11 protein-coding genes are annotated in these 12195 nt (G+C 48.0%); 8 read left to right on the plus strand and 3 right to left on the minus strand.

What is annotated here, in order from left to right; genetic code table 11:
* Positions 1-104: 104 nt before the first annotated feature.
* Together bepA and arsC are read left to right on the plus strand one after the other, a co-directional pair.
* Positions 105-1568 (plus strand): beta-barrel assembly-enhancing protease, encoded by a 1464-nt coding sequence (gene bepA, locus RS889_RS16520; RefSeq protein ID WP_315708047.1) that lies wholly within the window; start codon positions 105-107, stop codon positions 1566-1568.
* Positions 1569-1589: 21 nt separating this feature from the next.
* Positions 1590-1946, plus strand: coding sequence for an arsenate reductase (glutaredoxin) (gene arsC / locus RS889_RS16525; protein WP_315708048.1), 357 nt, complete (start codon positions 1590-1592; stop codon positions 1944-1946).
* A gap of 9 nt (positions 1947-1955) precedes the next feature.
* Here the strand turns inward: arsC and hda are convergent, their stop codons facing one another.
* From hda to upp, 3 genes are all read right to left on the minus strand, one after another.
* Entirely contained in the window at positions 1956-2663 is a 708-nt protein-coding gene (gene hda / locus RS889_RS16530; protein ID WP_021015052.1) for a DnaA inactivator Hda, read from the minus strand.
* 102 nt (positions 2664-2765) lie between these two features.
* On the minus strand, positions 2766-4058 hold the full coding sequence (gene uraA, locus RS889_RS16535) for a uracil permease (RefSeq protein ID WP_315708049.1): 1293 nt from the start codon (positions 4056-4058) through the stop codon (positions 2766-2768).
* A gap of 91 nt (positions 4059-4149) precedes the next feature.
* Entirely contained in the window at positions 4150-4776 is a 627-nt protein-coding gene (gene upp, locus RS889_RS16540) for a uracil phosphoribosyltransferase (RefSeq protein WP_021015050.1), read from the minus strand.
* 233 nt (positions 4777-5009) lie between these two features.
* Between upp and purM the strand changes: the two genes are divergently transcribed.
* The 6 genes from purM (at position 5010) to mglC (ending at position 12013) form a co-directional block, all read left to right on the plus strand.
* Entirely contained in the window at positions 5010-6047 is a 1038-nt protein-coding gene (gene purM, locus RS889_RS16545; RefSeq protein WP_315708050.1) for a phosphoribosylformylglycinamidine cyclo-ligase, read from the plus strand.
* Positions 6047-6685, plus strand: coding sequence for a phosphoribosylglycinamide formyltransferase (purN, locus tag RS889_RS16550; protein WP_315708051.1), 639 nt, complete (start codon positions 6047-6049; stop codon positions 6683-6685). The genes purM and purN overlap by 1 nt, the downstream gene beginning before the upstream one ends.
* A 355-nt stretch (positions 6686-7040) precedes the next feature.
* A complete protein-coding gene (gene galS, locus RS889_RS16555; RefSeq protein WP_315708052.1) occupies positions 7041-8081 on the plus strand; it encodes an HTH-type transcriptional regulator GalS in 1041 nt (346 codons plus the stop codon).
* A 310-nt stretch (positions 8082-8391) separates the two neighbouring features.
* Entirely contained in the window at positions 8392-9387 is a 996-nt protein-coding gene (mglB, locus tag RS889_RS16560) for a galactose/glucose ABC transporter substrate-binding protein MglB (RefSeq protein WP_315708053.1), read from the plus strand.
* Between the two features lie 75 nt (positions 9388-9462).
* A complete protein-coding gene (gene mglA, locus RS889_RS16565) occupies positions 9463-10983 on the plus strand; it encodes a galactose/methyl galactoside ABC transporter ATP-binding protein MglA (RefSeq protein ID WP_315708054.1) in 1521 nt (506 codons plus the stop codon).
* A gap of 19 nt (positions 10984-11002) precedes the next feature.
* Entirely contained in the window at positions 11003-12013 is a 1011-nt protein-coding gene (mglC, locus tag RS889_RS16570) for a galactose/methyl galactoside ABC transporter permease MglC (RefSeq protein WP_315708055.1), read from the plus strand.
* Positions 12014-12195 lie beyond the last annotated feature (182 nt).

The following is a 12195-nucleotide window of genomic DNA, read 5'->3' on the forward strand; positions in this document are numbered from 1 at the left end:
TCCTGCCAGCTTTTCTCTATAAGTATTTCTTTGTGTGCCGTCGCTGGCTAAGATGTTGGCAGATACGTCTTATCTCACATGCTGTTCAGAAGGTTTTACCCGTTATGTCTAACCGACTCGGAAAAACGGTCATTCCCATTCTGGTAGGAACACTGCTGGCAAGTGGGGCGATCACCGCATATGCCGCATCCCAGGATTTGCTGCCGGATATTGGCACAACAGCCGGTAGTACGCTCAGCATCAACCAGGAGCTGGCGATGGGGGATTTCTATTTGCGCAAACTACGTGCCGGCGCACCATTGATTAACGACCCGTTATTATTGAACTACATCAACCAGCTCGGTGATCGGCTGGTGCAATCCGCGAATTCCGTGCGCACACCCTTTCATTTTTTCCTGGTTAACAATGATGAAATCAACGCGTTCGCTTTTTTTGGCGGTAATGTTGTTATCCATTCTGGATTATTCCGTTACGTAGAAAATGAAAGTGAGCTAGCCTCGGTACTGGCGCATGAAATCTCTCACGTGACCCAACGCCATCTCGCCAGAGCGATGGAATCGCAAAAGAATAGCGCGCCGCTCACCTGGGCGGGAACGTTCGGCTCAATCCTGCTGGCGATGGCCAACCCTCAGTTGGGAATGGCGGCGCTCAGCGGGACGTTAGCGGGTACCCAGCAGGGGATAATCAGCTTTACCCAAGCCAATGAGCAGGAAGCGGACCGCATCGGTATTCAGGTTCTGCAACGTGCCGGGTTCAATCCACAGGCTATGCCGGATTTTCTGCAACGTCTGGCCGACATGTCGCGCTATGCCACTAAACCTCCCGAAATGCTGTTAACACACCCATTACCGGAAAGTCGCCTAGCTGATGCCCGTAATCGGGCCAACCAAATGCGAGTCACCCCAGTACACTCCTCTCAGGATTTCCTGTTCGCACGGGTCCGGGCATTGGGAATGTATGGTTCTCAGGACAATCCCTTCAATGAAGTACTGCTGAATCGTTGGGCCAAAGGCAATATCCGACAACAGCAAGCTGCACGGTATGGGCGGGCCATCCAAGCCTATCAGGCGAAAAAATACGATGATGCCCGCAATACGCTGCAACCGCTGCTGAAGAAATCGCCCGACAATCCGTGGTTCCTCGATCTGATTACCGACATTGATATCGGCCAGCAACGAGCAGCACAAGCTATATCCCGTCTACAGAAAGTTCCTGATGTACAGGATAATCCGATATTACAGATCAACCTGGCCAACGCTTATGTGGAAGGTCACCAGGCAGCGGCAGCCAGCAAGATCCTGCGCCGTTATACTTACGCACATCCAAACGATCCCAATGGCTGGGATCTGCTGGCGCAAGCCTATGCTGCCCAGGGATTGAACAATGAGGAAATGGCAGCCCATGCAGAAAATCTGGCCCTTGACGGCGAACTTGATCAGGCGATCAGTCTGCTCAGTAGCGCCAGTTCACACAGCAAGCTTGGCAGTCTGGAGCAGGCCCGCTACGATGCTCGTATTGATCAACTGCGGGCACTGCAACAACGGTTCCGTAAGTATGAAAAATCCTGACGTTAAAAAGGTTACTATCCCATGAACAGTCACGTCACTATCTACCATAACCCGCGATGTTCCAAGAGCCGGGAAACGTTGGCATTACTGGAACGGCATGATATTCACCCAACAGTGGTGCTTTATCTGGAAACTCCGCCTGATGCCGCGACCCTTGCGGTGCTGATCAAGCAACTTGGATTTGACAACGCCCGCGAACTCATGCGCAGCAAAGAAGATCTCTACCGACAACTGAACCTGGCGGATGATACCCTCACGCAAACCCAGTTGATTCAGGCGATGGTGGAAAATCCTAAACTCATTGAACGCCCGATAGTGGTAGTCAACGATCAGGCCCGCATCGGCCGGCCGCCGGAAAGTGTGCTGGAGATTATTTAAACGCGGTCATTACAGACCAAGGATCTCTTTAACAAAGGGAATCGTCAGTTTGCGTTGGGCGGTAATAGAAGCATGGTCAAGCTGATCCAGCGTCATAAACAGGGTGCGCATTTCCCGATCCAGCCGTTTCAACAGGAAACGGCTGACATCTTCCGGCAGTTCAAAACCGCGGAGTTTGGCTCGCAGTTTCAGTGCTTCGCCTTTTTCTTCATCCGATAGTGGCTGAAGACGGTAAATTTGCCCCCAGTCCAGCCGGGAAGCCAGATCGGGCAGTCGTAGGTTGAGTTGACGAGGTGGGCAGTCACCAGTGATTAGCAGCCGGGTATGGCCTGCCTCCTGAATGCGATTATAGAGATTGAACATCGCCATCTCCCAAGACTCATCACCAGCAATAGCATTGATGTTATCGATGCAAACCAAGGCCAGTTGCTCCATACCATCCAAAACTTCCGGCACAAAATAAGCACGTTTATCAAGCGGCACATAACCGACGGCTGTACCGGCACGAGAAAACTCGGCACAGGCGGCATGCAGCAGATGGCTCCGTCCCCCACCCTGACGAGACCAGAAATAGATGTAACTGCCATGCTCTTGAATCAAGGCATTATGGAGAGCCGCCAGCAGAGACGCATTTTCTCCCGCATAGAAACTGGCAAAAGTTTCGTCATCAGGTAAATAGAGTGGCAATGAAAGCTGCGCCGGCGTGTTCAGAAGCACCTCAAGCAAAACGGGCAAAAAAACGGAGTAAGTCTAGCATAGAAACTTCACCCTGTTGAACCTGCAAACTCGTCAGGCCAACAGGGATATATCAGGTTGCTGTCAGTGTTGAGCTGGTTGCTCTTCGTCTGATGGATCAATGATCTCTTCTTCACCGCGAACCAGACTGATGACCTTGAACAACAAACTCAAGCAAATACCCACCACCGTTGCCAACGCCATGCCTTTCAGTTCAACCGCGCCCAGATGCACCTTGGCGCCACTTACACCGATAATCAAAATCACCGACGTGAGAATCAGGTTCTGTGCTTTGTTATAATCCACTTTGGATTCAATCAGCACACGAATACCGGAAGCGCCGATAACCCCGTACAGCAGCAAAGACACACCGCCCATCACCGGCACGGGTACCGCTTGAATCGCAGCCGCAAGCTTACCCACGCAGGAGAGCAGAATGGCCAGCACCGCTGCACCGCCAATCACCCAGGTACTGTAGACCTTGGTAATAGCCAGTACGCCAATATTCTCGCCATAAGTTGTATTCGGCGTAGAGCCGAAAAATCCAGACAAGATAGTGGAAATGCCGTTGGCAAACAGGGAACGATGCAGACCTGGGTCACGAAGCAAATCTTTTTTAACGATATTGGCCGTTACCACCAGATGCCCCACATGCTCGGCGATCACCACTAACGAAGCAGGCAGGATGGTCAACATGGCAAACCATTCAAACCGTGGGGTGTAAAATGTAGGTAATGCAAACCAGTGTGCCTGGCTGATCGATGCAAAATCCACCATCCCCATGGAAAAAGACAGAGCGTAGCCTGCCAACACACCAATCAAAATCGGGATAATCGCCAGAAATCCCCGAAACAACACAGAACCCAGTACCGTTATTGCGAGCGTAATCAGAGAAACCGTCACGGCTTTACTGTCAACCGGCACACCGTCAGCAGGCAACAGTCCCGCCATTCCTGCCGCAACCCCCGCCAACTCCAGCCCAATGACAGTGACAATCGCCCCCATTGCGGCTGGTGGGAAAATGACATTTAACCAACCCGTCCCGGCCTTTTTCACAATCAGCGCAACCAGACAAAACACCAGTCCGCACAAGATAAAACCACCCAGTGCAACTTCGTATCCCAAAGGCAGCAGTAGTAAAACCGGTGAAATAAACGCAAAACTGGAACCAAGGTAAGCCGGAATTTTGCCTTTACAGATAAAAAGGTAAAGCAGCGTTCCGATGCCATTGAACAGCAATACGGTAGCAGGATTGATTTTGAACAGAATCGGTACCAGTACGGTAGCGCCAAACATTGCAAACAGGTGTTGAAAACTCAGCGGAATGGTCTGTAGCAATGGTGGTCGTTCACTTACCCCGATGGCACGACGAGTCATCTTTTTTTCCTCTGTAATATTACTTTGGTGAAATGCCGACTGTCCGGCTGAAATAGGCAAAAAAAAGCCGACTGTAGAGTCGGCTTAAAAATCATTTCGTACCAAATATCTTATCGCCCGCATCTCCCAGGCCCGGCATGATGTAACCCTGTTCGTTTAACCCTTGATCAATCGCCGCGGTATACAACTCAACATCCGGATGCGCTTTTTCCAACGCAGCAAGCCCTTCCGGGGCCGCCACCAGTACCAGTACCTTGATGCTACGACAACCCGCTTTCTTCAGCAGATCAATAGTGGCGATCATCGAACCGCCTGTCGCCAGCATGGGATCAACCACCAGTGCCATACGCTCGTCAATATTGGAAACCAGTTTTTGAAAATAGGGCACTGGCTCCAGCGTTTCTTCATTGCGGTACATCCCTACAACGCTAATTCGCGCGCTGGGTACATTTTCCAATACCCCTTCCATCATCCCCAGACCAGCTCGCAGAATAGGCACTACAGTAATCTTCTTGCCCTTGATTTGATCGACTTCAACCGGTCCACACCAACCTTCAATAGTTACTTTTTCTGTGGCTAAACCCGCAGTTGCTTCATAGGTCAATAAACTCCCCACTTCTGACGCCAGTTCTCGAAAACGTTTGGTACTGATATCGTGCTCACGCATCAGCCCCAATTTATGTTTAACCAGCGGGTGTTTCACCTCGACGATCTTCATCACTATTCTCCTCTTCGGCGATAGACGGCCAAAAAAATCGCCGGATTATAACGCTTTTTTGGGCCAAGGCCATATGATTAAGTCTGATCCAGATCAAGCGATAACGGAAATTACTGATAGCAAGCAAAAAGCAAGTGCTTCTAATACTCCACTCGCAAACGATTGCTTACACTGTTAGAATTAGCGCGCTTGATTTCTCAATCACCAATCGTAACCTCCGTGGGGACTCCTCAGTGACCGACAAAACCTCTCTCAGCTATAAAGACGCAGGCGTGGATATTGATGCTGGCAATGCATTGGTAAACCGTATTAAAGGTGTAGTGAAACAGACCCGTCGCCCGGAAGTCATGGGTGGACTCGGTGGTTTCGGTGCCCTGTGTGCCTTACCGCAGAAATACCGTGAGCCAGTGTTAGTTTCCGGTACGGACGGTGTCGGCACTAAACTGCGTTTGGCTATGGACCTTAAACGTCACGATGCGATTGGTATCGATCTGGTTGCCATGTGTGTAAACGATTTGATAGTTCAAGGTGCCGAGCCGTTATTTTTTCTCGACTATTACGCGACCGGAAAACTGGATGTGGACACCGCTGCCAGTGTGATTAGCGGTATTGCCGAAGGCTGCAAACAATCTGGCTGTGCCCTGGTGGGTGGTGAAACGGCAGAAATGCCCGGCATGTATCATGGCGAGGATTATGACGTAGCCGGATTCTGCGTCGGTGTGGTTGAAAAATCTGAAATCATTGATGGCAGTAAGGTTCAGGCAGGTGATGTGTTGGTTGCTCTGGCGTCAAGCGGCCCACATTCCAACGGCTACTCGTTGGTTCGCAAAATTCTGGAAGTCAGTGACACTGATCCAACACAGGTACAGCTGGAAGGTAAACCATTGGCCGATCACCTGCTGGAACCGACTAAAATTTATGTCAAATCCATTTTGTCACTGATTGAAAAGAGCGATGTACATGCCATATCACATCTTACTGGCGGCGGTTTCTGGGAAAATATCCCGCGTGTGCTACCACAGGGAATGCAAGCCACCATTGATGAATCAAGCTGGCAATGGCCCGCAGTGTTCAATTGGCTGCAACAAGCAGGGAACGTCAGTCGCCACGAAATGTACCGCACATTTAACTGCGGCGTAGGTATGATTATCGTTCTGCCTGCGGCGCAAGCAGACAACGCCATCGCGTTGTTGAACAATGACGGTGAGACAGCATGGAAAATCGGGGTGATCACTCATACGGATACCGGAGAAACAGTGGTTATTAAGTGATGAAAAATATTGTTGTTCTGATATCAGGCCAGGGGAGCAATTTACAGGCGTTGATTAATGCCTGTAAAAATGGACGCATAAAAGGGAGAGTCGCTGCCGTATTTAGCAATAATCCCGACGCTTTCGGCCTGACACGGGCACAGGAAGCAGGGATTGACACCCATGTTCTCAGTCCGAAAAATTTCGAAGAGCGTGCCGCTTACGATGCAGCACTGGCTGATGAAATAGAAAAATATACTCCTGACCTGGTGGCACTGGCAGGTTATATGCGCATTCTCAGTCCTGAGTTTGTTGAACGCTTTGCCGGAAAAATGCTTAACATCCATCCGTCCCTGCTACCCAAATATCCTGGCTTACATACGCATGCTCAGGCTCTGGCAAATGGCGATATGGTACATGGTACATCGGTACATTTTGTCACTGACGATCTGGATAGTGGCCCCGTCATTCTGCAGGCCAAAGTGCCCATTTTTGCAGAGGATACTGAGCAAAATGTACTCGAGCGTGTTCAAGTACAGGAGCACACCATCTATCCGTTGGTTGTCAACTGGTTCCTGGAAGGCCGCTTGAAAATGAAAGATGGCGAAGCCTGGTTGGACAGCGTACGCATTCCCTCTAATGGTTACGCCGCTGAATAAGTAACCTGTTTCCCTGCCCCGACAAACCATCATTGTCGGGGTATTTCACAACTACCCTCCGATATTTCCGCGCTCCTGTATCTCAATCAAGCCCATGTTCCCAACAATTATGTTAACCACCTTGTGTCTGACACTATCAGATATTAAATACTGAAAGCTCGCTGACAAAAAACACGCATTCAGGATAATGATTGTCATCACAAAGGTTACAAAAAAGTTACAAAATGGCATGTAACCGCTTTCATTAGTGTGACAAAACTCACGCTGTATTCTGAAAACGCCTGACAGAATAACCATAAATATATTTTCATATATCAGGTAACAAATTTGTCTATTTCCTCTGTGGTGAATGTCCATGATTACTATACGTGATGTCGCACTTCAAGCTGGAGTGTCTATCGCTACCGTGTCGCGCGTGCTCAATAACAACAAAGCGGTAACGCCGGAAACGCGAATGCTGGTCCTACAGGCTATCGAGTCATTGGGCTACCGCCCTAATGCCAATGCTCAGGCGCTGGCAACGCAGATCAGCGACACCATAGGTGTTGTGGTCATGGATGTCTCAGACGCTTTTTTTGGTGCCATGGTCAAAGCGGTTGATACCGTGGCGCAATGCATGCAACACCATGTTTTAATTAATAACTCATACCATCAGGAAGCAAAGGAACGCCATGCTATCGAGATATTTATCCGACAACGGTGCAATGCACTGATCGTTCATGCCAAAGCGCTATCAGATGCCGAACTGGCTGACTTTATGGACCATGTACCCGGCATGATACTGATCAATCGTATTGTTCCCGGCTATGCCCATCGCTGCGTCTGTCTTAACAATGTTTACGGCGCAATGATGGCAACCCGCATGTTGCAGCAAAGTGGACATCGACGTATTGGCTATCTCAGCTCCAGTCATCCCATTGAAGATGTCGGGCAACGCCGTTCAGGCTGGCAACAAGCATTGGCTGAACAAGGCACCGTACCGCCAGATATGTGGATTGCCAGTGGGGACCCCGATTTACAAGGCGGTGAAGCGGCAATGATAGAATTATTGGGCCGCAATCAGCATCTCACGGCCGTTTTCGCCTACAACGACAACATGGCGGCTGGTGCGCTTTCTGCACTGAAAGACAATGGTATTCAGGTACCCCAGCATTTATCCGTGGTTGGATTTGATGATATTCCCATATCACGGTATACCGACCCTCAACTAAGCACTGTACGATATCCCATTGTTTCCATGGCAAAATTGGCAACAGAGCTGGCATTAAAAGGCGCGGCAGGTCAGCTGGATAACCGTGCTCAACACTGCTTTATGCCTACGCTAGTCCGTCGCCATTCTGTGGCCACTTGCCAAAATGTGGAACCAGTCACTAATTCAACCAAAGCCTCCATGTAACCGCTTTCAATTTGTGAGTAATTTCACAGTTAATTAACATTGCGTTATTTATGATGACATTGTCCTGCAAGGGCTAACAAAATGTAACACGATGAAATTCATCATTACCTTATCGAGTCCTTACGGCAAAACGATTCATAACCTATTTTCAGGACGTTTTACGCAACAGGGAAGTCAGGTTTTGTAGTAGCGTCCACCAGCCTGGCGTAATCACTCGCCTTGCTAATTTTTCTTAACTGATTGTCAAACCACTCTCATACAGCGTGGGCGTGGTAGACGTAGAACTACCCTGCATAAACCCGGAGATACCATGAATAAAAAGGTTTTTACTCTCACCGCCCTGGTTGCCAGCATGATGTTCGGCGCCACTGCCCATGCAGCAAATATCCGTATCGGCGTCACTATTTACAAGTATGATGACAACTTCATGTCGATGGTGCGCAAAGACATTGAGAAAGAAGCGGAAAATATTGGCGGTGTACAGCTGCTGATGAATGACTCACAGAATGACCAATCCAAACAAAACGATCAGGTCGATGTGCTGCTGGCTAAAGGGGTTAAAGCCCTGGCGATTAATCTGGTGGATCCAGCGGCGGCGGCGGTGATATTGAATAAAGCCAGTAGTAGTGGCATTCCAGTGGTGTTCTTTAACAAAGAACCGAATGCCAAAGTGATGGCTCGCTATCCTAACGCCTACTACGTTGGCACTGACTCCAAAGAAGCCGGCATTATCCAGGGGCAGCTGATAGAAAAACATTGGAAATCAACCCCGGCATGGGATCTGAACAAAGATGGCCAGATTCAGTATGTGCTGCTGAAAGGTGAACCAGGACATCCTGATGCTGAAGCACGAACCAAATATGTCATCAGCACACTGAATAAAGACGGTATCAAAACTCAGCAGTTGCAGATGGATACGGCCATGTGGGACACCGCTCAGGCAAAAGATAAAATGGATGCCTGGCTGTCCGGCCCAAATGCCAACAAAATCGAAGTCGTGATTGCGAACAACGACGCGATGGCCATGGGCGCTATTGAAGCCCTGAAAGCACATAACAAAACGTCTATTCCCGTATTCGGTGTTGACGCCTTGCCGGAAGCTTTATCGCTGATAAAATCTGGCGCTATGGCGGGTACGGTATTAAACGATGCGGAAAGTCAGGCGAAGGCCACTCTGGATTTGGCAAAAAATCTGGCGGAAGGTAAACCGGCGACTGAAGGAACCGAGTTCAAAATAGAAAACAAAATTGTCCGTGTGCCTTACGTTCCCGTCGATAAAGACAATCTGTCACAGTTCATGAAATAAATAAATCGCTTCGGGCACAGCATAGTACTGTGCCCTGCTTCGCTTGACCGAATGATTTTTTCAGCCAGGTAAATTATGGCCAGTGATAAAACAACACCACAACACGAATTCTTACTGGAAATGACCAATATCAATAAGTCATTTCCCGGAGTAAAGGCATTAGATAATGTCAATTTGAAAGTGCGACCTCACTCTATTCATGCTCTGATGGGAGAGAATGGTGCAGGGAAATCGACACTATTAAAATGCCTGTTTGGTATTTATCAGAAAGATGCAGGAAATATCCTATTCAAAGGGGAGGAAATTAATTTTAACAGTTCCAAAGAAGCGCTGGAAAATGGCGTATCAATGGTTCATCAGGAATTAAATCTGGTTCTGCAACGCTCAGTTATGGATAACATGTGGCTTGGTCGTTATCCCAAAAAAGGACTGTTTGTTGATCAGGATAAAATGTTTCTGGATACCAAAGCGATATTTGACGAATTAGATATTGATATCGACCCGCGGAGTAAAGTGGCGACACTATCTGTTTCTCAAATGCAGATGATCGAAATAGCCAAAGCTTTTTCCTATAATGCGAAGATTGTCATTATGGATGAACCGACTTCCTCGTTAACCGAAAAAGAAGTCAATCATCTTTTTACCATTATCCGAAAACTTAAAGATCGCGGTTGCGGTATTGTTTATATCTCGCACAAAATGGAAGAGATATTTCAACTGTGCGATGAAATAACTATTTTACGCGATGGCCAGTGGATTACGACTCAACCACTGGAAGAACTGGATATGGACAAGATTATCGCCATGATGGTCGGTCGATCCCTCAACCAGCGTTTTCCGGATAAAACCAACAAACCGGGTGAAGTGATCCTTGAAGTAAGAAATCTGACATCACTACGCCAGCCTTCCATCCGTGATATCTCCTTTGATTTACATAAAGGCGAAATTCTGGGCATCGCTGGTCTGGTCGGTGCAAAACGTACCGATATTGTCGAGACACTCTTTGGCATCCGCGAAAAATCAGGCGGCAGCATTAAGCTGCATGGCAAAGCCATTAATAACAACAGTGCCAATGAAGCCATTAATCATGGGTTCGCACTGGTCACGGAAGAACGTCGCTCAACCGGTATCTATGCCTATCTCGATATTGGCTTTAACTCGCTGATTTCCAATATTCGTAAATATAAAAACAATATTGGTTTACTGGATAACAACCGGATGAAAAGTGACACCCAATGGGTAATTGATGCCATGCGAGTAAAAACGCCTGGGCATCGTACTGCCATCGGATCACTGTCTGGCGGTAACCAGCAAAAAGTTATTATTGGTCGCTGGTTGTTAACCCAACCAGAAATATTAATGCTTGATGAACCGACACGTGGTATTGACGTTGGGGCAAAATTCGAAATCTATCAGTTAATTTCCGAACTGGCGAAGAAAAACAAGGGAATTATTATCATCTCCTCTGAGATGCCGGAGCTTTTAGGTATTACCGACAGAATACTGGTGATGAGTAATGGCCTCGTTGCAGGCATTGTCGAAACCAAAAATACCACGCAGAACGAAATATTGCGTTTAGCGTCGTTACACCTTTAATGATGCAAGGGCCGTTATCATGAACGTTATTACTAAAAAAAATGCGCTGAATTGGTTAAAAGAGGGCGCCATTTATATTGTTTTGCTGGCACTACTGGCAATTATTATTATCCAGGATCCAACTTTCCTCAGTTTAATTAATCTGAGTAATATTCTGACACAATCTTCTGTGCGCATTATTATCGCGTTGGGTGTGGCAGGATTAATCGTCACACAGGGAACCGATCTATCAGCAGGACGCCAGGTTGGTTTGGCGGCGGTGGTTGCCGCCACGTTGTTACAGTCGATGGATAATGCCAACAAGGTGTTTCCGCATATGGAAACCATGTCAATTCCGCTGGTTATCCTGATTGTCTGCGTTATTGGCGCGATCATCGGTTTAGTTAACGGATTGATTATTGCCTATTTACAGGTTACGCCGTTTATCACCACGCTTGGCACCATGATTATCATCTACGGGATTAACTCGCTTTATTACGATATTGTTGGTGCATCGCCCATTGCCGGCTTTGATTCGAAATTTTCAACATTCACTCAAGGGTTTTTGAAATTTGGCGATTTGAAACTCTCGTATATTACGTTCTACGCGATTATCGCCATTATTTTCGTTTGGGTGTTGTGGAATAAAACCCGCTTTGGCAAAAACATTTTCGCCATTGGCGGTAATCCAGAAGCGGCAAAAGTATCTGGTGTCAATGTGCCATTAAATCTGATTCTGGTATATGCCTTGTCTGGCGCATTCTATGCCTTTGGTGGCATGCTGGAAGCTGGTCGTATCGGCAGCGCGACCAATAACCTGGGCTTTATGTACGAACTGGATGCTATCGCCGCGTGTGTGGTCGGTGGCGTGTCCTTTACCGGTGGTGTGGGGACGGTTGCAGGCGTCGTCACTGGGGTGATCATTTTTACCGTCATCAACTATGGGTTGACCTACATCGGCGTGAATCCATATTGGCAGTACATCATCAAGGGCAGCATTATTATTTTCGCCGTAGCGCTGGATTCATTGAAATATGCACGCAAGAAATAAGGTAATGCCAACCAGGCATTAACCTGAAGATCCCTGCGCAAGCGGGGATCCATTCTGGTGTAAGTACATTGATGAAACACATTGATAGGAAACGGATTCCCATTTCGTGAATTATATTCACCGTTTTTACGTTTTACCTTCCCGGCATGACATGATAACCACGTTATCGGCGATGCTCACCT

This window comes from Brenneria uluponensis (assembly GCF_032395385.1).
GTDB classification, from domain to species: Bacteria; Pseudomonadota; Gammaproteobacteria; order Enterobacterales; family Enterobacteriaceae; genus Prodigiosinella; species Prodigiosinella aquatilis.

Excerpts from the sequence above, each read along its gene's own strand:
- galS (WP_315708052.1), top strand. The coding sequence starts at position 7,041 with ATGATTACTATACGTGATGTCGCACTTCAAGCTGGAGTGTCTATCGCT.
- uraA (WP_315708049.1), bottom strand. The coding sequence starts at position 4,058 with ATGACTCGTCGTGCCATCGGGGTAAGTGAACGACCACCATTGCTACAG.
- mglA (WP_315708054.1), top strand. The coding sequence starts at position 9,463 with ATGGCCAGTGATAAAACAACACCACAACACGAATTCTTACTGGAAATG.
- upp (WP_021015050.1), bottom strand. The coding sequence starts at position 4,776 with ATGAAGATCGTCGAGGTGAAACACCCGCTGGTTAAACATAAATTGGGG.
- purN (WP_315708051.1), top strand. The coding sequence starts at position 6,047 with ATGAAAAATATTGTTGTTCTGATATCAGGCCAGGGGAGCAATTTACAG.
- mglC (WP_315708055.1), top strand. The coding sequence starts at position 11,003 with ATGAACGTTATTACTAAAAAAAATGCGCTGAATTGGTTAAAAGAGGGC.
- bepA (WP_315708047.1), top strand. The coding sequence starts at position 105 with ATGTCTAACCGACTCGGAAAAACGGTCATTCCCATTCTGGTAGGAACA.
- mglB (WP_315708053.1), top strand. The coding sequence starts at position 8,392 with ATGAATAAAAAGGTTTTTACTCTCACCGCCCTGGTTGCCAGCATGATG.
- arsC (WP_315708048.1), top strand. The coding sequence starts at position 1,590 with ATGAACAGTCACGTCACTATCTACCATAACCCGCGATGTTCCAAGAGC.